The organism is Streptomyces sp. NPDC042002, from assembly GCF_055588305.1.
This window is the reverse complement of the sequence record NZ_JBVJCT010000009.1, coordinates 194,608-216,228: the sequence shown is the minus strand read 5'-3', so window position 1 is coordinate 216,228 and position 21,621 is coordinate 194,608. Positions and strand designations below refer to the sequence as shown.

The window sequence follows — 21,621 nt, the reverse complement described above, 5'->3', positions numbered from 1 at the left end:
TTGGAGGTGGAGACGGGATTTGAACCCGTGTAGACGGCTTTGCAGGCCGTTGCCTCGCCTCTCGGCCACTCCACCAGGAGTGCGGGTTCGGGAAGATCCCCCACTTCCTGCGAGCGGACGACCAGGTTCGAACTGGCGACCTCAACCTTGGCAAGGTTGCGCTCTACCAACTGAGCTACGTCCGCTTGTCGTTTCCGTGACGCTTGCGCGTCCCGGCGACGAGTTGAACTCTAGCGGATTCCCGGGCCAGCACAAAAACGCGTTTGTGCAGCGTGCTGCGGTCTGTCCGCCCGAGGACATGGTCAGGGCACCCGCGGGACACCCGCCCTAGACTCGACCGCGTGCTCGACCTCCCTCCTCTCGCCCGCTTCGGTGGCCTCGTCGCGACCGGTCTCCTCGATGTCACCAGCGATCCCGCGGCCCTGGACTCGACCGGCTTCTGGGCCGTCTCGGCCGACTTCGAAGGGCGTCTGACCTGCGCCCGTTTCCGGGACGTACGAGAGGAGCCGGTGCCCGCGCCGGTCCCCGGACGGTGGCACGGCCCGGCGGCCGGTGACTGGAAGTCGTCCCTCGACCGCGCCGCGTACACGGCAGGTGTACGACGTATCCGCGAGCACATCGCGGCCGGCGAGGTCTACCAGGCGAACCTCTGCCGTGTGCTCTCCGCGCCCGTCCCGCCAGACGCGGACGTCGACGCGCTGACCGCTCTGCTGGCGCGCGGCAACCCGGCGCCGTACGCGGGAACGATTCGGCTGCCGGATCACGGAGTGGAGATAGCCACCGCCTCCCCGGAACTCTTCGTGCGCCGCGCGGGCCGATCCGTCGAGTCCGGCCCGATCAAGGGCACCGGACGCACCGAGGCGGACCTCCTGGAAAAGGACTACGCCGAGAACGTGATGATCGTGGACCTCGTCCGCAACGACATCGGCCAGGTCTGCGCCACCGGCACCGTGACCGTGCCCGACCTGTGCGTCGTCGAGAAGCACCCCGGGCTCGTGCACCTGGTCTCCACCGTCAGTGGCGAACTGCGCGAGGGCGTCGGGTGGCCCGGACTCCTCGCCGCCGCCTTCCCGCCCGGCTCCGTCACGGGGGCCCCGAAATCCAGCGCGCTGCGGATCATCGACGCCCTGGAGACCTCGCCGCGCGGCCCGTACTGCGGAGGCGTCGGCTGGGTCGACGCCGACCGCGGCACCGGCGAGCTGGCCGTGGGCATCCGTACGTTCTGGATCGACCGCGCCGACGGCGTGCTGCGGTTCGGCACGGGGGCGGGCATCACCTGGGGGTCCGACCCCGCGGGGGAGTGGCGGGAGACCGAGCTGAAGGCGTCCCGGCTGCTCGCGGTAGCGTCGGGAACGTATGACGCGGGAGACGGGACTCCCACGGACTGACCACGGACGGAACGGACACGTCCGGTTCCGGGGGCAAGCCGGGAACCGGGGCCGGAACGCCACGCCGGACGACGCGTCCGGCACATTCACACATGCGAGGTAGGGACCAGTGAAGCTTTGGCTCGACGGCGGGCTGCAGGACATCGAGGCCGCCCGCGTCTCCGTCTTCGACCACGGACTGACCGTGGGTGACGGCATCTTCGAGACCGTGAAGGCGGTCGACGGCCGGCCCTTCGCGCTGACCCGCCACCTCGACCGGCTGGCCCGATCGGCGCGCGGTCTCGGTCTGCCCGAGCCCGACGCCGACGAGGTGCGCCGCGCCTGCGCCGCCGTCCTCGGCGCCAATCCGATGCCGCTCGGCCGGCTCCGCATCACGTACACCGGCGGGCACGGCCCGCTCGGCTCCGACCGCGGAGAGCACGGCCCGACGCTCGTCGTCGCGCTCGGCACCTCCGCCCCGCGCCCCGAGTCCACGGCCGTCGTCACCGTCCCCTGGACCCGCAACGAGCGCGGCGCCCTGACCGGCCTGAAGACCACCTCGTACGCCGAGAACGTCGTCGCCCTGGCCCGCGCGCGTGAACACGGCGCGTCCGAGGCGCTGTTCGCCAACACGGTGGGCCAACTCTGCGAGGGCACCGGGTCGAACGTCTTCGTCGTTCTCGACGGTGAGATCCATACCCCGCCGGTCGCCTCGGGCTGCCTCGCCGGCATCACCCGCGCCCTCACGGTCGAATGGACCGGGGCCAGGGAGACCGACCTGCCGCTGGACGTCCTGGACCGCGCCGACGAGATCTTCCTGACCTCGACGCTGCGCGATGTGCAGGCCGTGCACCGGGTCGACGCCCGTGAACTGCCGGGCGCACCAGGGCCGGTGACCGCCAAGGCGATGCGTGTCTTCGACGAGCGGGCCGGGGACGACCTCGATCCCTGACCGGTCCCCGGGGGCCATCAGCCCCTGATCGCCGGGTAATTAGGCTGACCTCGCACGCCTCAGCGGGTACAACACCCCTGATGACCACGACTCTGCGGCCGACCGAGCCGCTTCAGCGCGCCACCGACGGGGGGCGTTCACGCCGCTACCAAGTGTGCGTGAACAGCCGCCCCGTCGGCCGGGTGCACCTCACGACGGGCCCCGGCTCGGGACCGTCCGTCGCCAGGATCCACGAGCTCCGCATCGAGGAGCCGGACCGTGGCCGCGGCCGCGGCACCGTGGCCGCGCTGGCAGCCGAGGAGGTGGCCCGTGGCTGGGGCTGCCGACAGATCGAGGTGACCGTTCCCGGCGAGGCCGCCGCGGCCCTGGAACTCACCAGGGCGCTCGGCTACGTCCTGCGCAACCGCGTCATGGAGAAGGCGCTCGACGGCCTCGCGCCCGTACTGCCCCCGGGCAGCGCCGACCGGCCCATGACGCGGGACGAGTACGAGATCTGGGACCGGACGGGCAGGCAGCGGTACGCCGAGGGCTGGATCAGGCGGGGCGTGCCGGAGGCCGACGCGCTCGCCAAGGCGAGCCGTGACTTCGGCGGCGCGCTGCCGCAGGGCCCGGCCACCGCGAACATGTGGCTGAGCGTCCTCGAGCACGAGGGCGTCCCCGTGGGCGATCTCTGGCTGGGGCGCCGGGGCGGGCGTGCCTTCGTCTACAACGTCGGGGTCCGGGCCGAACAGCGCGGACGCGGCCACGGCCGGACACTCATGCGGCTCGCCGAGGCACAGGCGACGGCCGCCGGACTGAACCGCATCGCTCTCAACGTCTTCGCGGGGAACACCCCCGCCGAGCGGCTCTACGAGTCACTCGGCTACGAGACGGCCGAGTACTGCCTGTACAAGACGCTGCTCTAGCCGGGCCTGGGCTTCTCGGGGCTCTGCTGGCGCTTCAACGAACCCATGGTTCTTCAAGGCACTCCTTGGCCGTTCAAGGAACCCTTGGCTGTTCAAGGAGTGCTCGGCTCGGCACGGCCCCTTGGTTCCTCAAGGCGCCCCTCTTCAAGGCGCCTTTGCGGCAGGGCGGTCCAGCGGCTCGGCGTGTGGGTCAGGCCTGTTCGGCGAGCAGCCGGTCGGCGATCTCCTCGATCCGCTCGCGCAGTCCCTCCTGGCTCTTGCCGCCGTCCAGACGCTCATCGCCGATGACGTACGTCGGGGTGCCGGTGACGCCGATCGCCTTGCCCTCGGCCTGGTCGGCGTCGACGATCAGGATGTGCCGGCCGTCGATCAGGGCCGTGTCGAACTCCTCGGCGTCCAGGCCGAGTTCCCGCGCGACCTCGACCAGGACGGCCTCGCCCCTGCGGTCCAGCTCCTCGACGCGACCGAGCACGGCCTCGATGTACGGCCAGGCGCTGCCCTGCTCGGCGGCCTCCTCGGCGGCCTGCGCCGCGGCGAAGGCGTGCTTGTGCTTCTCCAGGGGGAAGTGCCGCAGCCGCAGCTCCAGACGGTCGCCGTAGCGGGCACGCAGCGCGCGCAGGTCGGCGAGGGCGCCACGGCAGTCGGCGCACTGGAGCTCACACCAGACGTCCAGGACGGCGGGGGCCGGACGCGGGGTGGAGGAGTCGGAGGAGTCGTTCATGGGATCCAGTCTCCCAGCCCCGTGAGGGGGCGGCTCAACCGGGACCTGGGGAGGACCGCGACCCCGAGATGTCCCTGAGGTCTGCCCGGACCATGGCATACCGGGCATGTGACGGTGCAGGATGGAAGGGACGAACGAGGCCTTGTCCCACCGAGCCCTGCCTGGAGGACCGGAATGATCGCAGAGACCGTCTGCTCCGCCGTCTCCGTCGCCGGCCTGGGCATCGCCGCGGTGACGGCCTACCGCAAGCGTTTCCTGAGGGCCGCTCGCATAGCCGCCTACTCCCTGGTTCCGATCGGCCTGGTCATGACCGGAGTGGTCGGCTGGCTGGCGGACACCGCGTTCAGCCCGACCGCGTGGGCCGGCTTCGTGGTGCTCGGCGGCGCCTGGGCGCTGTTCATGATCACCCGCGCCGTGGAGCGGCGCGGCGGCGGGACGCGGAAGGAACGCAAGGCCGCGAAGGCCGCCGCCGAGCGCGATGCGGTGGCTCCCGCGGCTTCGGCCCCCTCGCTGGGCCAGGGCGGCGGCGTCGCCACCCGGCCGGCCGCGACACCTCGGGCGAAGGGCTCCGGGGACGACTTCAGCGACATCGAGGCGATCCTGAAGAAGCACGGCATATGACCGGCTGAGGCGACACAAGATCGCACGCGTGTCGCAGGGAACGCGCGGAACCGTTCACGTTCGAGCGCGCCCGTCACATGATCCAGCGAACTCCCGTATATTCCGGGCGTGTTGATCGCGGAGCCGGTGCCCTCTGCGTCATCATCGCCCGCGAGATGCTGGACACAACAACGAGCGACACCGCTGCTCCGCCCGAGGAGCGGCGCGGTTGTCTCTTCGCGCTCTCCCAGCCGCCGCTGATGATCTTCCTTGCGGTGATCGGCTGTCTGCTGCTCATGGCTTCGCTGCACGACCTGCTGCTGCTCTGAGCTGTACACGGAGCCCCTGGCGTCACCCGCCGAGGGCTCCGTCGGTCCGGCCCCTCCGGAGAACATCTCTGAGATCGCTGTGATCGTCGTGATCGCCGCGATCCCTTTGGCGTGAGCCCGTCAGCCCGCGGCTTCCTTGCGGCGCGCCCGGTAGGCGGCGACATGGAGCCGGTTCCCGCAGGTGCGGCTGTCGCAGTAGCGACGGGAGCGGTTGCGGGAGAGATCGACGAAGGCCCGTCGGCAGTCAGGGGCCTCGCAGCGGCGCAGTCGCTCCTGCTCTCCTGCGACGACGAAGAAGGCCAGCGCCATCCCGCAGTCGGCCGCGAGGTGGTCGGCGACCGAGGCGCCCGGCGCGAAGTAGTGGACATGCCAGTCGTAGCCGTCGTGGTCCGTCAGCCGGGGCGTGGTGCCGGCGGCGGCGACCAGTTCGTTGATGAGCGAGGCGGCGACGCGCGGATCGTCGGCGGCGAAGATCCTCGCGAACAGGCCGCGAACGTCGTGTACGGCCGCGAGATCACGCTCCGACAGCACACCGACATCGCTGATCTCGTGCTTTCGTACGAAATCGGCGAGGGACGACACATCGGCGAGTCCGTCCGCCGTCTCGTCCTCCGGTGCGGTGTTCACCAGATCCACCACGGCGTCGAGCGCGCACCGGGTGTCGTGGGTGATCAGCACGTTTCGCTCCCTGGCCTGGGGGTCGGGCGAGGGCGCCCGCCTGATGCTGGCCGATGGTAGTGGCTTCCCGGCGCGGCGGAGACGGTCACGGTGCCACGGACCGCGGAGCCCACGCCCGGAAGGGCCTGCCGGGGCGAGCGGCCGAGTTCCTGGGGGCGGCCCGGAGGGCGGTGCGCGAGGGGAGGGAGTGCCGCCTGAGCGTGAGCGAGACGGTGCCCACGGGGGAGCGGGGGGTACTGCGCTCGGCCGTGGGTCTGGTCGGCAGAGGGGGTGCCAGGGCCGTGTAGCGGGTGAGTGGAGGAGAGCCGGGCCGTGGGGCAGGCGCATGGAGAGGTGCCCGGCTGGGGGAGCTGGGCGGCGGAGGGAGGTGCCCGGTTACTGGGGCAGGTCCGTGGACGGAGGTGGCGGCTGCGGGGCAGGTCGGCGGACGGAGGTGTCCGGCCGTTGGCCAGGCGGGCCGGTGGTGGCGGCCGGCTCTGGGGGCGGGTCGGTGGACGCGCAGCGGCGCCGCCGCCGCGGACTTCCGCGGCGGCGGCGCCGCTGCCTTCCCTGTGCGGTTGTCTGGGCCCGAGCCGTCTCCCCGAGTGGACGGCGCCGGGCGGCTCTGTGGTGACGCGTCAGCTCTCGGCCAGGATGTGTGAGAGCTCCGTGTCGAGATCGAAGTGCCGGTGTTCCGTGCCGGGCGGCACGGCTGCGTCCGTTCGCTTCAGGAATGACTCCAGGGCCCTCGCGGGGGCTTCGAGCAGGGCTTCACCCTCCGGAGAGCTCAGGGCGATGCATACGACGCCCTGGCCGTGGCTTCGGGACGGCCAGACTCGGACGTCGCCGGTACCGGTGGGCCGGTGCAGGCCCTCGGCGAGGAGGTCGCGGGCGAACACCCACTCGACGGTTTCCTCGGCTCCGGTGTGGAAGGTGGCGTGCACGGCGTAGGGATCGGCCGTGTCATACCGCAGTCCTGCGGGTACAGGCAGTGAGGACTCGCTCGACACAACGAGGCGCAGGTGCAGCTCGCAGCTGACCGTGGTGTTCATAAGCGCCAGGGCCTTTCGCTCAGTGTGCGCTCGGGGATTCGCACGTCGGCGAAATCGACATGCCACCTACGGTGCCGTTGTAAACCCCTCTGAGTGTTTTGCGTGTCTTTATGTAACTCATCCGGCCGAGGGCGCGTTCTCCGGATAGGGCCATTCCGGTGACTGGTTTCTCTCGGGTAGGGTTTGGTCGTATGAATACGGGGAGTGACGAGCCGGGCGAGGTCGCCATGGCGGACGACGAGGCGAAGAATGAGCGAGCGCTCGGTTCGAGGGCGCCGCAATTCATCAAGGCGCGCCGCGCGCTGCACGTGAGCTGGCAGGTGGGCGTTTTCGTCGTCGGGCTCGCGGTGGTCGCCGCCGGCGTGGTCATGCTTCCGCTGCCGGGTCCCGGCTGGCTGGTGATCTTCGGCGGCATGGCGATCTGGGCGACCGAGTTCGTCTGGGCCCAACTGGTGCTCCGCTGGACGAAGCGCAAGGTCACGGAGGCCACGCAGCGGGCGCTCGACCCCAAGGTCCGGCGCCGCAACATCATCCTCACCACCATCGGCCTCGTGATCGTCGCCGCCCTGGTCGGCGTGTACCTCTGGAAGTTCGGCGTCGTGATGCCGTGGAACGTCAAGCAGTGACGAGGCCTGTCAGGGCCTCCTTCGAGCCGTCTCCGCTGGTCGAAGCCATCCCCTGACATGGGGTAATGTTCTCCCTGCGCCCGGGCGATTAGCTCAGCGGGAGAGCGCTTCGTTCACACCGAAGAGGTCACTGGTTCGAACCCAGTATCGCCCACACATACGACAGACGGCTCCGGCCCACGACACCGTGGACCGGGGCCGTTTTCGTTGTCGCACGGCCGGGATGAACCGGTCGAAGGCCCAGCTCCGGGCCGGGACGGAGCGATCGAGGGTCCGTGCCCCGGGCTCGGGCGGTGACACCCGCCGCCCGGTGTCGCCGGACCCACCCCGCTCACGAGGCGCGCTGCCCCTGTCCACGGTCTGGATCTCCGGTCCCGGGGTGCGACGGATCGCCGCTGCCTCGGCGCTGTTGTCGCTGGTGTCGCGTGAGTGCGAGCGGTTGGCGGGGTGATGTCGACCGCCAGGGGTGCCAAGCCGAGTCGACCGTGTCGGTTCGGGATGCTTGCGGTGATCGCGTTGTCCGGCCCGCAGGGATCGGCGTGCGGGCCGGAGCTTTCGTATGACACGTGGGGCGGGCGTGGGGGTGGGTGCCTCGGTATGTCATGCCGGCGTCATGAGTTCGTGGCCCGGCGCGAAGGCCCCTCGGTGCGGCGGGCGGGCCTGTCGGGTGCGGCGCGCGATTGCCGCCGCACGGTGCCGGACCGCGGTCCGCCGGATGCGCACGGCAGCCGCCTGACCTGCGTTGATCGGTGGGGACCGGATGTCCCGGCGGCCCGCTCTGGCGCGTACGAACATCTCGGCGCCTGGCTCGCATCGGATGACCCGTCTGGTGTGGTCGCCGTCGCCGAACGACACCTCGACGCTTGCCCCCTGAGTCCCCTGCGCCGCCCCCGGGGCGTTCCGACGGGCGTCCTGGCCGCGCCGGCGCATCAGCGAACACCCCTCTGGCCCATGACCCATGACCCATGACCCATGACCCATGGCTCTTGAGCCGAGCCGGGCTGCGCCACCAGGGCTGCCCTGGCAGGACGGCTCGGCAGAACGGCGCCGCCGGAACTGCGCCGCAAGGCTGCGTCGCCAGAGGCGCGCTACCTGGGCGAGGGCGACTTGGGGCAAACCGTGTGCTGCGGGAAGGCGGAGACCGGTCCGGTCTGCCCCCGAGCCGTGCCGAGCCCGGCCGAGCCGTGCCGAGCCCGGCCGAGCCGTGCCGAGCCCGGCCGAGCCGTGCCGAGCCCGGCCGAGCCGTGCCGAGCCCGGCCGAGCCCGGCCGAGCCCGGCCGAGCCCGGCCGAGCCCGGCCGAGCCCCGCCGGCCGACCCAACAGGGCTCGCTCCGCGCCGACCTGCACCCAGCCGACCGTCAATCCGGGCGGCGCCGTCCGGACCGGGCTGAATCAGACAGAGCACGCCGACTCGGTTCATTCCGCCCCGACTTGGACCCACCTGATCGACCCATCGGCAGGCGTGAGCCGACCCTTCCGACCCGGTTACCCGTCCCGGTCGACCCACCCCGGAGCCCGCCACCCCTCACGCTCCGTTCCCCCGCCCCTCGCCGACACCCCGTCAGGACCCCTCGCGGTAGTACGTTTTCAGCCGCGCGCCAACCCCGCCCCGACCCCCAGGGAATGTTCGGCAGGTCGACCGCGTACGCCCGACCTGCGTACTCGGCTTCGTGTGCGCCGACTCCGCCACGGGGCCCATTGCGACGGGATCCGAGCGGCGCTCATCAATTCCTGTCCGAATCATTGACGCGCCCGGAACCCCTCCGTAGTTTGTGCCAGCAAGCGCTTACTTGAAACGATTCATGCAGTGGCGTCGACGTGGCGGGGAGGCCCGACAGTGGGAAACAACGGGAGTGTCGAGAGGCGGACGGTCCTCAAGGCGGCCGGAGCTTCGCTGGCCACGCTGGGGCTGGCCGCGGCGACGGGTTGCGGAGGGGGCAGCGGTGGCGCCGGGGACGGGACGGTGACGATCCGCTACGCCTGGTGGGGCGCGGACGAGCGGGCGAAGCGGATCAACCAGTCCATCGCGCTCTTCGAGAAGAAGTATCCGAAGATCAAGGTGCAGACGGACTTCCAGGATTATGTGGCCTTCTGGGAGAAGTTCCAGACCCAGGCCGCGGGCGGAAATCCGCCGGACGTATTCCAGAACGCTGTTGGATTCCTGCGGAAGTACGACAAGCGAGGGATCCTGCTCGACCTCAAGTCCCAGATAGACGCCGGAAATCTCAGCCTGAAAAACTTCCGCGCCGGAGTCGAGAAGGTCGGTCAGGTCGACGGAAAGCAGCTCGGCATTCCGGTCGGATCCAACACCATGTCACTTGTCGTCGACGAGAAGGTGTTCGAGAAGGCGGGCATCAAGCCGAAGCAGGGCTGGACCTGGGACGAGTACTTCGCCGCGCTCAAGAAGATTCACGACACCCAGAAAGTGGCGGGCGACACCGGGTACTTCAGCATCATGTACCTGTACGACCTCTATCTCCGGCAGAACGGCAAGGCGTTCTTCACCAAGGACGGACTCGGTTTCGACGAGGCCGATCTGACGGAGTGGTGGACCGACGGCTACAACCGCGTGAAGGCCGGCATCATCACCGATCCCAAGCGGGTCGAGCAGGACAAGCCCAAGTCCTCGCTCTCGGCGGGCCACGCGGCCTCCGAGTTCACCTGGGACAACTTCACGGTCCGCTACACGGCCGAGGGTGACAGCACTTACGGCCTCGCGCCGATCCCGACGACCGACGGCAAGCAGACCGGCCAGTACCTCGCCTCCCTGATGCTCAGTGCCTCCGCGCACACCAAACACCCCAAGGAAGTCGCCCGGTTCATCGACTTCATGGTCCACGACCCCGAGGTCGGCAAGATCATGGGTTACGACCGGGGGATCCTCGCCACCACCGAGCAGTTCGACGCGTTCCAGCCGTCCGACGCTCCCAGCAAGGCCATCGCGCGGTACGAGCAGGATGTCGCCGCGGCCGGCGTACTCGGCACGATCACCCCGCACCCGGCCGGTGCCGACACCGTCGAATCCGCCTTCCTGCGCATCGGCGGTGACATGTCGCAGGGCACCACCAAGGTCTCCGACGCGGTGAAGCAGTTCTTCTCCGAGGCGAAGACCGCCCTCGCCGCCTGATGGGAACCGCCGTGACGCTCGTCAAGGACTCTCCGCCCGACGCGCCGGAGACACGCCCCCCGGCCCCCACCGCCGAAAGGCGCCGGGGACGCCGGGACGATCTCGCCGGCTATCTCTTCATGTCGCCGTGGATCGCGGGCTTCCTGCTGCTGACCGCGGGCCCGATGGCCGCCTCCCTCTACTTCGCCTTCACTGACTACAACCTCTTCGATTCGCCGCGGTGGATCGGCTTCGACAACTTCACCACGATGTTCGACGACCCCCGGTGGCAGAAGTCCGTCGAGGTGACGGCGAAGTACGTCGTCATCGGCACGCCGCTCAAACTGTCGCTGGCGCTCGGCGTGGCCCTGCTCCTCGCCCAGAGCCGCCGCGGCCAGGCCGTCTACCGGGCCGCGTTCTACGCCCCGTCGCTCATCGGCGCGAGCGTCTCGGTCGGCTTCGTCTGGCGCGCGCTGTTCTCCGACGACGCCGTCGTGGACCGTACGCAGTCGTTCCTCGGCCTCCACACCGGAGGATGGGTCGGCGACCCGGGCTGGGTGCTCTACAGCCTGGTCGCGCTCACCGTCTGGCAGTTCGGCGCCCCCATGGTCATCTTCCTGGCCGGGCTCAAACAGGTGCCGAAGGAGCTGTACGAGGCGGCGGAGGTGGACGGCGCGGGACCGCTGCGCAGGTTCTGGAGCATCACACTGCCGATGATTTCCCCGGTGCTGTTCTTCAACGTGCTCCTGGAGACCATCCACTCGTTCCAGATCTTCGGTTCGGCGTACGTGGTCTCCAACACCACCTGCGGTCCGGCCGACGCCACGCTCGTCTACACCTGCTACCTGTACCAAAAGGGCTTCAAGGAGTCCCAGATGGGCTTCGCGTCCGCCATGGCCTGGATGCTGCTGCTCGCCGTCGCGCTGGTGACGGCCGTCCTCTTCTGGTCGCAGAAGCGCTGGGTGCACTACGAGGAGGGCGCCCGATGAGCGGCATCACCGGCAAGGTACTCGGCTCCGTCGCCGCCACGACTTCGGGACGCGCACGGACGCCCGGACGCAGGCGCGCCGGCTCGCTCGCCTGGCACCTCGGGGCCCTGCTGGTCCTCGCGGTCGTCCTCTATCCCGTGCTCTGGGTCCTCGGCGCCTCGTTCAAGCCGAGCCGCGAGATCATCGGCAGCCTGCGACTGTTCCCGACCAGCCCGATCCTCGCCAATTTCAAGGGGCTGGCCAACGGCATCGCCGACATCTCGATCGCCACCTTCTTCCAGAACTCCCTCTTCTACGCGCTCGGTTCCGTCGTCGGCATCCTGATCTCCTGCTCGCTGACCGCGTACGCCTTCGCCAAGATCCGGTTCGCCGGGCGGAACCTGCTCTTCTCGCTGATGATCGGCACGCTCCTGCTGCCGTATCACGTGCTGCTCATTCCGCAGTACGTGATGTTCCAGAAGGCGGGGCTGGTCAACACCTATGTGCCGCTGCTGATCGGCAAGTACCTGGCCACCGAGGCGTTCTTCGTCTTCCTCATGGTGCAGTTCATGCGGAACCTGCCGCGCGAACTGGACGAGGCGGCGCGGCTCGACGGCTGCGGGCATCTGCGGATCTACTGGTCGATCGTGCTGCCGCTGTGCCGCCCCGCCCTCATCACCAGCGCGATCTTCACGTTCATCAACGCCTGGAACGACTTCATGGGCCCGCTGATCTACCTCAACGAGCCCGGCAAGTACACGGTCTCGCTCGGCATGATGATGTTCCGAGACCAGGAGGGAATCGCCAACTACGGCGGCATGATCGCGATGTCACTGGTGGCGCTGCTGCCCGTACTCCTCTTCTTCCTCGCCTTCCAGCGGTATCTGATCGACGGTATGGCGACGTCCGGACTGAAGGGCTGACATGACCGTCACCCAGCCGAGGGCCCGTGCCGCGGCGGCACCGCCCGCGCGCCGGTCCCGCACGAAGCAGGCCGCGAAGTCCCGCAGGGCGCCCCGGGAATCCGTCCTCGCCGAGAGGTTCGCCGTCTTCGCGGAGTGTCTGCTGACCGGTGTGTGGATCGCGGTTGCCTCACTGCCCCTGGTCACCGTTCCCGCCGCGTTCGCGGCCGGCGCCCGGCATCTGCGCCGGCGTACGGCTCATGAGGCCGGCGGATGGCGGGAGTTCGTGGCCGACTTCCGGGCTGCCGTACGGGCCGGCTGGCTCGTCGGCGTCGCCGGATGGGCCGGGGCCACGGCGGTCTGGGTGGACGTCCAGGCCGTGCGCGCCGGAATCCCCGGCGGTCCGCTCGTCGGGGCGGTCGGGCTCTTCGCCCTGATCGGGGGAGCCGTCGCGGGACTGCGCGCGGCCGCGGTCTGGGAGCCGGGGGCGGCCTGGCGCGACCTGCTCGCGGACGCCGGGCGCCGTACCGTCCTGGATCCCGCCGGGTCCTTCCTGCTCATCGGCGGGCTGGCCGTGGTGGTCTGCTCCGCGCTGATCGTCGCGCCGCTGGCGGTCCCCGTCCTCGGGGCCGTGGCCGCGGCGGCCGTCGCCGTCGAGGAGCGGTGGAGACGCCGCTGAGCCCGCACTCCCGAGGGCCGGAGCACCGAGCGCCCGGCCCCGCTCCGTCATGCCCTCATATCTGTCATGCCCCTGACCATCTCGTAAGGAAAGGAAAGGTCATGTCTCCCATCCCTCGCAGGTCGCTTCTCAAGGCGGCCGCCGTCGCCGGAGCCGCCGCGCAGTTCAGCTGGGCCCTCGGAACCACGAACGCGCAGGCCGCCCCCAGAGCCGGGACCGACGACGCGGACCCGGTGACCCTGGACTGGCTGGAGGACGGCGGCCTCGGCGCCGCCCCCGGCTCCACCGTCGGTGTGCCCTGGCCGAGGGGCGCCTATCAGCAGGACCAGGCGTTCGCGCTCACGGACGCGGACGGCAAGGCCGTCCCCGTACAGTCCTGGCCGATCGCCTACTGGCCGGACGGCTCCCTCAAGTGGACCGCGCACGCCGTGAGTTCGGACGCGGGCAAACTCACGCTGACCGCCGGGGAACCCGCCGCGCCGGAGCACGAGGTCACCGTCGACAAGAGCGGCGGCACCATCGGCATATCGACCGGCGTCATCACCGCGAAGATCGGCAAGAGCGGCTCCACACTGGTCAAGTCCGTGACGCGCGGCACGACCGAGATCGCCAGGAACGGCCGCCTCGTCCTCGTCCGCCAGCCGGAGATCGAGGACGAGGACCAGGGCGCCGAGAAGTTCGAACGCTTCGAGAGCGCGATCTCCGAAGTCGAGGTCGAACAGGAGGGCCCGGTACGGGCCGTCGTCCGCATCGACGGCAAGCACCGCAAGGGCGACAGGAGTTGGCTGCCGTTCTCGGTCCGCCTGTACTTCTACGCCGGCGCCGACTCCTTCCGCATGGTGCACACGATCACCTTCGACGGAAAGCAGGAGCCGGGGAAGAGCAGCGGCGACTTCGTCCGCGGGCTCGGCGTCCGCTTCACCGTGCCGATGCGGGACGCAGCGTACGACCGGCACATCCGGATCGGCGGCGACGGAACCGGTCTGCTCCGCGAGGCGGTCAAGGGCGTCACCGGGCTGCGCCGCGACCCCGGAGCCGCCGTCCAGGCCGCCCAGTTCGCGGGCGAGAAGCTCGCCGACCCGTCCACCTGGGACCAGCGCGTCACCACCCGGCTCCAGTACATCCCCGAGTGGGGCGACTACACCCTCTCCCAGCTCTCCGCCGACGGCTTCACCCTGCGCAAGCGCACCAAGAAGGGGTACGGCTGGATCGGCGCAGGCGGCGGCCGGCGAGCCTCCGGCTTCGGCTACGTCGGGGGGCCGAGCGGCGGATTCTCCTTCGGGTTGCGGGACTTCTGGGAGAAGTTCCCCGCCCAGCTCGACATCCGTGACGCCCACACCGACGAGGCCGAGGTCACCCTCTGGCTCTGGTCGCCCGAGGCCCGGCCCATGGACCTGCGCTTCTACCACGACGGCATGGGCCAGGACACGTACGCCGAACAGCTCGAAGGCCTCAACATCACCTACGAGGACTACGAGCCGGGCTTCGGCACCCCCTACGGCATCGCCCGTACCTCCGAACTCCTCTTCTGGGCCAACGAGTCGACACCCACGCCCGAGAAACTCGCCGAACAGATCGATGCCGTAAGCGTGTTGCCGCAGCTCGCCGCACCGCCCAGGCAACTGATCAAGGCGAAGGTCTTCGGCCCGGGGCTCTATTCCGAGCCCGACCGGTCGACACCCGCCAAGGCGAAGATCGAGGACCACCTCGACTTCCTCTTCACCTACTACAAGGACCAGGTGGAGATGCGCCGTTGGTACGGCTTCTGGGACTACGGCGACATCATGCACTCGTACGACCCGGTCCGGCACCAGTGGCGCTACGACATCGGCGGCTACGCCTGGGACAACTCCGAGCTGTCGCCGGACCTCTGGCTGTGGTTCGCGTACCTGCGCAGCGGCCGCGCGGACATCTTCCGCTTCGCCGAGGCGATGACCCGGCACACCGGCGAGGTCGACGTCTACCACCTCGGCCAGTGGGCGGGTCTCGGCACCCGGCACGGGGTGCAGCACTACGCCGACAGCGCCAAACAGCAGCGCATCGCCAACACCACCTACCGGCGCTACTACTACTTCCTCACCGCCGACGAGCGCGTCGGCGACCTCATGCACGCCAACGTCGACTCCGACGAGACCTTCCTCGTCCTCGACCCGATCCGCAAGATCCGCACCGAGCCCTACACGCCCGACCGGCACGCCCTGTCGATCGGCTTCGGCACCGACTGGAGCGGGCTCGTCTCGGCGTGGCTGACCGAGTGGGAGCGCAAGGGCCCCAAGTGGGAGAAGGCCAAGGCACGCGTCCTGTCGACGATGGAGACCATCGCCGCGCAGCCCAACGGATTCGTCCAGGGCTCCGGGCTGTACGACCTCGACACCGGCCGGTTCGCCGTCGCCACGGAGCCCGTGGTCGGCGTCTCGCACCTCTCCGCGGTCTTCGGCCTGAACGAACTGTGCGCCGAACTCATCGACCTCGTCGACATGCCCGCCTTCAAGGGGGCGTACCTCGACTACTGCCGCTACTTCAACGCCACCAAAGCCGAGCAGGCGGCCCGCTACGGCACCAACTTCGGCACCCTGCTGCTCTTCCAGGGCCACTCGCGACTCGACGCGTACGCCGCCGTGCAGACCGGCGAGGCGGCCCTCGCCACCCGCGCCTGGACGAAGTTCTACAGCTCGGACGGCTACACCGAGTCCTCGCCCTGGAAGACGGAGAAGCTGAGCGGTCCCGTCACGCTGGTGCCGGGCAGCGAGGCCGACTGGGTCTACACGAACGACACGGCGCTGTACGGCCTCGCCGCCATCGAGAACCTCGCGCTCCTCGGCGACAGGATGCCCTCGTGACCGCTCCCGCTCCCCGGTGACCGGTCGCTAGCCCATCCTCCCCAGGACCTCCCGCACCCGCCGTGCGTCGCGGATCCGCTGCTCGTACGTGGCACCCAGCGCGAGCAGCAGCAGACCGGCGAGTGCGGGAGGCGTCCAACGGGGGAGCGCGTCCACCAACTGGATCACGTACGGGGCGAGTTCGTGCAGAGCGTCCAGGACGAGCACGCTGCCGCCCAGCACCAGCGGAGCCTTCAGGCGATGCCGGGCACCCAGCAGGGCGACGGCGAGCGCCGCCGCGCCCAGCAGCAGAGGACGGAGCCAGTGCGCGTCGCCCCACGCCGCGAACAGGCCCGGCACGAGTGTCACGGACAGGCCCGGCGCGTACGCCGTCCACGACGACACCGCCGGGTCCTCGCGGCGCCTGAACGCGCCCACGAGCAGCGCCGGAACGGTCACCGGCAGCGTGTACGCCTCCGGCGAGCCGACGCCCCAGGCCGCGAGGCGTACCCAGGCGGCCAGGACGAACAGGACCCCGGCCGCGTATCCGACGGCGCGCCGGTCCTCCCGTACGGCCGTCCCGGCGGCGATCACCCCGCACAGGGCCAGGACCGTGGCGAGCATGGCCGGTTCGGCCACCGTGAGCGCGATGGCGAGCAGCCCCGCGAGGGCACCGGTGACCTCCACCGACACGGTCGTCGGTCCGTCCTCGACGCGTGCCGCGAGCAGCGCAGCGACCACGGGCACGACCAGCACGAGGAGCGCGGTGTGCTGGGGCTGAAGACCGAGGGAGGCGCCCGTCGCGCAGGCGAGGGCCGTCGCGTACCCGAGCGCCGCGGGTGCCACGACCGGGCCGAGGCCGGGCCGCCGGGCGGGCCGGACGGCGGCCGCCGCGAACAGGACGGCCAGCGCGGCGAGCACGGTCAGGGTCGCGGTCTCGGAGGCCAGCGCGAGGAACGCGAGGCTGAGGGAAGTGAGCAGGGCCAGCACTGGCGCGGTGACCGAGGGGTGCGTCCGGCGCGCGTACCCGAGCAGGGCCACCGTGGTGAGCCCTTGCACGGACAGCCCTGTCGCGTAAGGGAGTTCGAGGGTCGCCGGGAGGACGAACACGGTCGCCCAGGTCAGTGTCAGCGCGCAGACGACGGCGTGCGGACGCCACGCGGTGGCGCGGACGGCCACCGTCAGGACCGCGGCGACGAGCGCGAGAACGAGCGGGGCCGTGGCCGCGTCCCAGGGCCAGGGCAGGCCGCTCGTCACGGCGTCCCGCGCGTTCGCCGGGGCGCCGGACCAGACGGAGCCCGTCCGGCCGACCGGTCCCAGCAGGGTGATCACGACCACGGGCAGCGCCCACGCCACGGAGAGGACCCCCACGCAGCCGGCGGCCAGGGCGGTCCCACGGCGTACCGGCGCCGGAGCTCCCGTCCTCACGACGGCCAACAGGGCGATCCCGCACACCAGATGACCGGGAACCGTCCACTCGCCCGGCAGGGACACGCGCAGCACCCCGCCGAACGCGACGACGGAGATCAGGCCCCCGGCCGTCGCGGCGCCCGTCGCGACGCCCGGCTTCGGAGTGCGCCACGCCACTGCCAGCGCGATCGACGCGGCAAGGAGGAGGAGCGCCGCCGCACGGGCGGCGGCGCTCGGGCCGGCGGCCGTCAACGACAGCCAGCCGGCGGCGAAGGTGCCGCAGCCGCCCGTCCCGTACGCCCCGACGGCGGCGACGACACGGACGGACGTCAGGGGCGTGCGCAGCGCGAGCGCCGCGTCGAACGCCGCCGTGACCAGCAGAGTGGCCGTGACGGCGTGCGCACCCGCGGCGGCGGCCACCGCCCACAGGAGCAGCGGCGACTGCGCGGCGACCACGGCGGCGGGCAACGGCAGCCACAGCGACGGCCGCACGCCGGGGGCGCCGGTGTCGCGTGTGGTGGCCGTCCGTCGTCCCGCCGTCCGGAGCGGCGCGCCCGTCGCGAGTCCGTACGCCGTCCACACCGCGGCCAGCGCCGCCGACGCGAGCGCCGCGTAGGCCACGCCGTCCGTGCGGGGGAGCGCGACCGCGTACAGCGCGTACGCGTCCAGGACCGTCAGCGCGAGGCCGAGCCCCGCCAGCGCCTCGGCCGTCGCGCGCAGCCCGCGCCGCAGCAGGAACACGGGCGCGCCGAGCGCGGCCAGCGTCACCGCGCCGAGCACCAGCGAACGCCCCGCGATTCCCAAGTGCCCCCAGCCGACGAGCGTGAACGCGACGGCGGCGATGGTCAGCAGGACGCCGCCGAGGAGCAGGAGCGCGTTCTGCACCCCGGGCGCCGTGGTCTCCGGCCGACGGGCCGGGAACGCCGGGGGCGCGGTCCGTACGGGCGGTGGCTGGAGCGCGTGGACCAGCCAGGCGCGGCGGGTCAGCAACACGGCCCGGCGGGCGTCGAGTTGCCGCAGCTCGGTGTCGAGCAGCCGCAACTCCTCGGCCGGGGAAGGGATCTGGGACATACACCGGAGTGTGGTCCCGGTCATGTCCCCGGGCATGAGCGCGCGTACTCACGCCGTACTCAGATCGACGGACGGACACGGGCCGGTACATCCGGCCCGCCGGTGGGCACACTCGGTCCATGGACTGGAGCCACTACCGCTTTCACGCCGTGTGGGAGCTGCCCGCGCCGCCGACGGACGTCTACACGGTCCTGGAGCGGGCCGAGAACTATCCGCGCTGGTGGCCCCAGGTGCGCGAGGTGACCCCCGTCGACGACCGGACCGGCGTCATCCGGATCCGCTCGGTCCTGCCGTACGACATCACCATCACCGCCCGCGCGGCGCGCCGGGACCCGGCGGCCGGCGTCCTGGAGATGGCGATGTCCGGCGACCTGGAGGGCTGGGCGCGCTGGACCTTCGACGCGGCCGGACCGGGAACGCGCGCCCACTACGACCAGGAAGTGCGGGTCACCACGCCGCTGCTGCGGCGGCTCGCCGTGCCGGGACGCCCCTTCTTCCGCGCCAACCACGCCCTGATGATGCGGGCGGGACGGCGTGGACTGAGGGCTCATCTCGAAGCGGTTTGAACCCCACCCGCCGGGACCTGTATTGTTCAGTCCGTTCCCGGGCGATTAGCTCAGTGGGAGAGCGCTTCGTTCACACCGAAGAGGTCACTGGTTCGAACCCAGTATCGCCCACCCGGAGAAGACCGGTCCGTCATCGACGGACCGGTTTTTCGTTGTCCTCGCCGGCATCGCGCCCGGTCAGGCCGCCGCCGGCAGATCCGGGCGCAGCGGCCACGCCGGATCCACCGCCTCCGGTGTACCGCTGCGCGCGAACCAGGCCTGCAGCCCGCGCGCCTGTGCCGCGTGCCACACCGCCTGGAGCGTGTGCAGCTCGGACGGCGACAGCCGCTCCAGACGCGCCGAGAAACGGCGCCCCACCGCACGGACGACCTCCATCGAGGCCAGCGCGTCGGCCGCCGCGTCGTGCGCGCCCTCCAGCACCACGTCGTAGTGCGCGCACAGATCCGTCAAGGTGCGGCGGCCCTTGCGATAGCGGTCCAGATGCTTGTCGAGGACGCGGGGATCGAGCACGCGCAGCGAGGCCGCCTCGAACCAGTGGTCGAGGGACGAGGCGCGATGCCTGCGCAACTCCCGGTCCAGCAGCGTCAGATCGAACGGGGCGTTCATCACCACCAGCGGGCGCCCCGCCGCGGCCTGCTCACTCAGCTCCCGGGCTATCTCCTCCATGACGGGCGACGGCCAGCGGCCGTTGCGCTGCAGATGATCGTCCGTTAGTCCGTGGACCGCCGTCGCCCCAGCGGGCACCGGCACTCCCGGGTTCACCAGCCATCGGGTCACCCGCGGACGGGAACCCGGGGCGTCCTGGACGACGACGGCGGCCGACACGATCCTGTCGGTCTCGACGTCCACGCCCGTGGTCTCCGTGTCGAACGCGGCCAGAGGGCCCTCGTACCAGCACGTCATACGCACACAACTCCTCGTTCACCCACGGCAGCTGACGCGCCGTCTTCTGCCTGTTTGGTGATACCCGGGCTGTTTGCGCCGTACGCCGGAAGGAGACAACAGAGGTACGGGTCTTTGCAGTTCAGCGACCCGTCGCGGGGATACATCAAGCCTGGAAGGCTGTTGGACTCATGGCACTCGCGCAGCCCGAACGGGGCGGGCTGCTGCCCCAGCGGACGGCACCCCATCGCGGATCACTCGCCACCACCGCCTGCATGGAGACCTTGCAGGTGGGCTACTTGCACGCCGTCGCGGCGGCCGCGGGCTGTTCACTGTCCCAGCCGTTTCCGGACAACGGCATCGACTGGCACGTCAGCCACAGCGCCCCCGGGCACACGGTCGACGACGAAGTCACCATCAAGGTGCAGCTCAAGTGCACGTACCAGATCCCGCCCGACCCCCCGGGACCCGCCTTCTCCTTCACGCTCGACAACGAGCACCTGGCGAAGCTCGCGCGCACCCCGGTCTCGGTGCACAAGATCCTGGTCGTGATGCTCGTGCCCAGATCCCAGGACGACTGGCTGCGCGCCAGCCACGACCGGCTCGACCTGCGGCACTGCTGCTACTGGATCAACCTCGCCGGGCACGCCATCACGGGCCGGCGCCGGACCACCGTCCGCATTCCGACGGCCCGGATCTTCGACGACCGGGCCCTCTGCGAGATCATGACGAGGGTCGGGACGGGAGGCAGACCATGACACACCGCCCCATCGACGAGGTACTGCGGCCGGTCAGGCCGCACCCCGCCGAAGCGTTCTGGAACGATCCGCCCACGCCCGACCAGGTCGACCCCGCCGTCTTCGGCGCGCTGCTGCGACGGCACGGCTGGCAGCGCCGCGGGGGAGCGGCCGGACGGTACGGCCGATGGACCCCACCCGGGCCCGGGGGCGGCGGCACCAGCCTGCTGGTGCCGGAGAACCGGGCCTTCCCCGACAGCGACGACCTCCTCGGCGAGGCGCTCGTCGCGCTCGCCCGCAGCGGTTCACCGTCCGCCCGCGACGTACTCGTCGGCCTCGCCGTGCCCAGCGACGAGATCCGGTGGTGGCGGGACGTGCCGACCGGCCCGGTGGGCGCCGCGCCCTGGACCGTCGAGGAGCAGCTGCGCGGGGCCGCCCGCCAGATGCTGCTCGCCGGCTCGCTCGCCACCCGCGCGCGTGCCGGCTACTACGGCGCCCGTCACCGCAGGTCCGCCGGCGCCTCCCTGGAGAACGTGCTGGTCGGCGCGGAACCGGGCGGCCGCGGCCTCACCGCCTTCGTGCCCGTCACCACCGGCCGGCCGCTCGCCGTACGGCTGCACGAGGCGCTGTGCGCCGCCCGCGAGGCCATCGACTACCAGCGGGCCACCGGCGGGATGGACGCCTTCGACGCGGCCGTCGAGGCGGGCGTCAGCCATGAACTGATGGAAGCCCTGGTGGCCCTCGTCCGGGGCACCGAGGGCGCCCGGATCACCGTCGAGTGGTCGCCCGCCGCGGGCGTCCCCGAGGGCGGCGCGAACCCCGCCGAGCCCGTCGAGTTCTCACCCGGCGACCTGTCCGTGCTGCGCGAGGCGGGGGCCCGCTATCTGCGCGAGGAGCCGTCCGTGCCCGTGCGGATCACCGGCGCCGTGGTCCGGATGCGCAGGTCGGGCCCGCGCGGGGAGGGCACCGTACGGCTGCGGGTCATCGCGGGAGCCGAGGTCCCGCACGTCCGGATGACCCTCGACGAGGAGGCGTACCGGATAGCGGGCCAGGCCCACCTGGTCGGGCTGCCGGTGCGGGTGCACGGGCGGCTGGAGAGCCGGGGCGGATTCCGCAGGCTCACGGACGCCTCCGGCGTCGTACCCGTACAGGTGGACGAGGCCGAGCGGGACCGGCTGATGAAGTCGCTCCAGGAGAACCTGGACTTTTTCGAGGAGGCGTGCAGCGGCGACTGACGGCGGCTGTCCACAACCGTTTCGCGGAGGGGACCCC

The 21,621-nt window shown here is 71.0% G+C and carries 19 protein-coding genes and 4 tRNA genes; 16 read left to right on the top strand and 7 right to left on the bottom strand.

The window, feature by feature from the left end; genetic code table 11:
• Window position 1: 1 nt before the first annotated feature.
• Window positions 2–75, bottom strand: a tRNA-Cys gene (locus ACZ6KY_RS16840).
• Window positions 76–112: 37 nt separating this feature from the next.
• Window positions 113–185: transfer RNA gene (locus tag ACZ6KY_RS16835), tRNA-Gly, on the bottom strand.
• A gap of 156 nt (window positions 186–341) precedes the next feature.
• Between ACZ6KY_RS16835 and ACZ6KY_RS16830 the strand changes: the two genes are divergently transcribed.
• The 3 genes from ACZ6KY_RS16830 (at window position 342) to ACZ6KY_RS16820 (ending at window position 3,224) form a co-directional block, all read left to right on the top strand.
• Entirely contained in the window at window positions 342–1,388 is a 1,047-nt protein-coding gene (locus ACZ6KY_RS16830; protein WP_469311035.1) for a chorismate-binding protein, read from the top strand.
• A gap of 109 nt (window positions 1,389–1,497) precedes the next feature.
• Window positions 1,498–2,319, top strand: a complete 822-nt coding sequence (locus tag ACZ6KY_RS16825) for an aminotransferase class IV (RefSeq protein WP_469311034.1) — start codon at window positions 1,498–1,500, stop codon at window positions 2,317–2,319.
• Between the two features lie 80 nt (window positions 2,320–2,399).
• A complete protein-coding gene (locus tag ACZ6KY_RS16820) occupies window positions 2,400–3,224 on the top strand; it encodes a GNAT family N-acetyltransferase (protein WP_469311033.1) in 825 nt (274 codons plus the stop codon).
• Between the two features lie 190 nt (window positions 3,225–3,414).
• Here ACZ6KY_RS16820 and ACZ6KY_RS16815 read toward each other — a convergent pair whose 3' ends face one another.
• Window positions 3,415–3,945 (bottom strand): DsbA family protein, encoded by a 531-nt coding sequence (locus ACZ6KY_RS16815; RefSeq protein WP_469311032.1) that lies wholly within the window; start codon window positions 3,943–3,945, stop codon window positions 3,415–3,417.
• Window positions 3,946–4,119: 174 nt separating this feature from the next.
• Here ACZ6KY_RS16815 and ACZ6KY_RS16810 point away from each other — a divergent pair, with 174 nt between their 5' ends.
• Window positions 4,120–4,566, top strand: a complete 447-nt coding sequence (locus ACZ6KY_RS16810; RefSeq protein WP_469311031.1) for a hypothetical protein — start codon at window positions 4,120–4,122, stop codon at window positions 4,564–4,566.
• 155 nt (window positions 4,567–4,721) lie between these two features.
• Window positions 4,722–4,874, top strand: a complete 153-nt coding sequence (locus tag ACZ6KY_RS16805; RefSeq protein WP_167455603.1) for a hypothetical protein — start codon at window positions 4,722–4,724, stop codon at window positions 4,872–4,874.
• Window positions 4,875–4,994: 120 nt separating this feature from the next.
• On the opposite strand, the gene ACZ6KY_RS16800 is transcribed toward ACZ6KY_RS16805, so the two are convergent.
• Together ACZ6KY_RS16800 and ACZ6KY_RS16795 are read right to left on the bottom strand one after the other, a co-directional pair.
• Complete coding sequence (locus ACZ6KY_RS16800; protein WP_469311030.1) at window positions 4,995–5,552, bottom strand: CGNR zinc finger domain-containing protein; 558 nt, start codon at window positions 5,550–5,552, stop codon at window positions 4,995–4,997.
• A 617-nt stretch (window positions 5,553–6,169) separates the two neighbouring features.
• Complete coding sequence (locus ACZ6KY_RS16795) at window positions 6,170–6,583, bottom strand: SsgA family sporulation/cell division regulator (protein WP_003959770.1); 414 nt, start codon at window positions 6,581–6,583, stop codon at window positions 6,170–6,172.
• Window positions 6,584–6,774: 191 nt separating this feature from the next.
• On the opposite strand from ACZ6KY_RS16795, the gene ACZ6KY_RS16790 reads away from it, so the two are divergent.
• The 7 genes from ACZ6KY_RS16790 to ACZ6KY_RS16760 all read left to right on the top strand — a co-directional run bounded on the left by ACZ6KY_RS16790 (window position 6,775) and on the right by ACZ6KY_RS16760 (window position 15,704).
• The gene (locus tag ACZ6KY_RS16790; RefSeq protein WP_469311029.1) at window positions 6,775–7,209 is read left to right on the top strand and encodes a TIGR02611 family protein; all 435 of its coding nucleotides are present in this window, start codon (window positions 6,775–6,777) and stop codon (window positions 7,207–7,209) included.
• A gap of 82 nt (window positions 7,210–7,291) precedes the next feature.
• Window positions 7,292–7,363: transfer RNA gene (locus ACZ6KY_RS16785), tRNA-Val, on the top strand.
• A 1,683-nt stretch (window positions 7,364–9,046) separates the two neighbouring features.
• Window positions 9,047–10,336 carry an ABC transporter substrate-binding protein gene (locus tag ACZ6KY_RS16780; RefSeq protein WP_469311028.1) on the top strand — a complete coding sequence of 430 codons (1,290 nt, stop codon included), beginning with the start codon at window positions 9,047–9,049 and terminating at the stop codon, window positions 10,334–10,336.
• The gene (locus ACZ6KY_RS16775) at window positions 10,336–11,304 is read left to right on the top strand and encodes a carbohydrate ABC transporter permease (protein WP_469311027.1); all 969 of its coding nucleotides are present in this window, start codon (window positions 10,336–10,338) and stop codon (window positions 11,302–11,304) included. Before ACZ6KY_RS16780 ends, ACZ6KY_RS16775 begins: the two co-directional genes overlap by 1 nt.
• Window positions 11,301–12,206: a carbohydrate ABC transporter permease gene (locus tag ACZ6KY_RS16770; protein ID WP_469311026.1), complete on the top strand. Its 906-nt coding sequence runs from the start codon at window positions 11,301–11,303 to the stop codon at window positions 12,204–12,206. The genes ACZ6KY_RS16775 and ACZ6KY_RS16770 overlap by 4 nt, the downstream gene beginning before the upstream one ends.
• 1 nt (window position 12,207) lies before the next feature.
• Complete coding sequence (locus ACZ6KY_RS16765) at window positions 12,208–12,864, top strand: hypothetical protein (protein WP_469311025.1); 657 nt, start codon at window positions 12,208–12,210, stop codon at window positions 12,862–12,864.
• A 101-nt stretch (window positions 12,865–12,965) separates the two neighbouring features.
• Window positions 12,966–15,704, top strand: coding sequence for an exo-rhamnogalacturonan lyase family protein (locus ACZ6KY_RS16760; protein WP_469311024.1), 2,739 nt, complete (start codon window positions 12,966–12,968; stop codon window positions 15,702–15,704).
• A gap of 27 nt (window positions 15,705–15,731) precedes the next feature.
• On the opposite strand, the gene ACZ6KY_RS16755 is transcribed toward ACZ6KY_RS16760, so the two are convergent.
• Entirely contained in the window at window positions 15,732–18,164 is a 2,433-nt protein-coding gene (locus ACZ6KY_RS16755; protein ID WP_469311023.1) for an SCO7613 C-terminal domain-containing membrane protein, read from the bottom strand.
• A 119-nt stretch (window positions 18,165–18,283) separates the two neighbouring features.
• On the opposite strand from ACZ6KY_RS16755, the gene ACZ6KY_RS16750 reads away from it, so the two are divergent.
• Together ACZ6KY_RS16750 and ACZ6KY_RS16745 are read left to right on the top strand one after the other, a co-directional pair.
• Entirely contained in the window at window positions 18,284–18,730 is a 447-nt protein-coding gene (locus tag ACZ6KY_RS16750) for an SRPBCC family protein (RefSeq protein WP_469311022.1), read from the top strand.
• Between the two features lie 39 nt (window positions 18,731–18,769).
• A tRNA-Val gene (locus tag ACZ6KY_RS16745) sits at window positions 18,770–18,841 on the top strand.
• Between the two features lie 66 nt (window positions 18,842–18,907).
• Here ACZ6KY_RS16745 and ACZ6KY_RS16740 read toward each other — a convergent pair.
• The gene (locus ACZ6KY_RS16740) at window positions 18,908–19,633 is read right to left on the bottom strand and encodes an exonuclease domain-containing protein (protein WP_469311021.1); all 726 of its coding nucleotides are present in this window, start codon (window positions 19,631–19,633) and stop codon (window positions 18,908–18,910) included.
• A 170-nt stretch (window positions 19,634–19,803) separates the two neighbouring features.
• On the opposite strand from ACZ6KY_RS16740, the gene ACZ6KY_RS16735 reads away from it, so the two are divergent.
• Entirely contained in the window at window positions 19,804–20,370 is a 567-nt protein-coding gene (locus tag ACZ6KY_RS16735) for a DUF4365 domain-containing protein (protein ID WP_351541617.1), read from the top strand.
• Window positions 20,367–21,584 (top strand): hypothetical protein, encoded by a 1,218-nt coding sequence (locus ACZ6KY_RS16730; RefSeq protein ID WP_469311020.1) that lies wholly within the window; start codon window positions 20,367–20,369, stop codon window positions 21,582–21,584. Before ACZ6KY_RS16735 ends, ACZ6KY_RS16730 begins: the two co-directional genes overlap by 4 nt.
• Window positions 21,585–21,621 lie beyond the last annotated feature (37 nt).

What these genes read in the sequence shown, in the direction of transcription:
- ACZ6KY_RS16790 (WP_469311029.1), top strand. Translation starts at nt 6,775, where the DNA reads ATGAATACGGGGAGTGACGAGCCGGGCGAGGTCGCCATGGCGGACGAC.
- ACZ6KY_RS16760 (WP_469311024.1), top strand. Translation starts at nt 12,966, where the DNA reads ATGTCTCCCATCCCTCGCAGGTCGCTTCTCAAGGCGGCCGCCGTCGCC.
- ACZ6KY_RS16805 (WP_167455603.1), top strand. Translation starts at nt 4,722, where the DNA reads ATGCTGGACACAACAACGAGCGACACCGCTGCTCCGCCCGAGGAGCGG.
- ACZ6KY_RS16820 (WP_469311033.1), top strand. Translation starts at nt 2,400, where the DNA reads ATGACCACGACTCTGCGGCCGACCGAGCCGCTTCAGCGCGCCACCGAC.
- ACZ6KY_RS16795 (WP_003959770.1), bottom strand. Translation starts at nt 6,583, where the DNA reads ATGAACACCACGGTCAGCTGCGAGCTGCACCTGCGCCTCGTTGTGTCG.
- ACZ6KY_RS16765 (WP_469311025.1), top strand. Translation starts at nt 12,208, where the DNA reads ATGACCGTCACCCAGCCGAGGGCCCGTGCCGCGGCGGCACCGCCCGCG.
- ACZ6KY_RS16750 (WP_469311022.1), top strand. Translation starts at nt 18,284, where the DNA reads ATGGACTGGAGCCACTACCGCTTTCACGCCGTGTGGGAGCTGCCCGCG.
- ACZ6KY_RS16735 (WP_351541617.1), top strand. Translation starts at nt 19,804, where the DNA reads ATGGCACTCGCGCAGCCCGAACGGGGCGGGCTGCTGCCCCAGCGGACG.
- ACZ6KY_RS16740 (WP_469311021.1), bottom strand. Translation starts at nt 19,633, where the DNA reads ATGACGTGCTGGTACGAGGGCCCTCTGGCCGCGTTCGACACGGAGACC.
- ACZ6KY_RS16755 (WP_469311023.1), bottom strand. Translation starts at nt 18,164, where the DNA reads ATGTCCCAGATCCCTTCCCCGGCCGAGGAGTTGCGGCTGCTCGACACC.
- ACZ6KY_RS16775 (WP_469311027.1), top strand. Translation starts at nt 10,336, where the DNA reads ATGGGAACCGCCGTGACGCTCGTCAAGGACTCTCCGCCCGACGCGCCG.
- ACZ6KY_RS16730 (WP_469311020.1), top strand. Translation starts at nt 20,367, where the DNA reads ATGACACACCGCCCCATCGACGAGGTACTGCGGCCGGTCAGGCCGCAC.
- ACZ6KY_RS16810 (WP_469311031.1), top strand. Translation starts at nt 4,120, where the DNA reads ATGATCGCAGAGACCGTCTGCTCCGCCGTCTCCGTCGCCGGCCTGGGC.
- ACZ6KY_RS16770 (WP_469311026.1), top strand. Translation starts at nt 11,301, where the DNA reads ATGAGCGGCATCACCGGCAAGGTACTCGGCTCCGTCGCCGCCACGACT.
- ACZ6KY_RS16815 (WP_469311032.1), bottom strand. Translation starts at nt 3,945, where the DNA reads ATGAACGACTCCTCCGACTCCTCCACCCCGCGTCCGGCCCCCGCCGTC.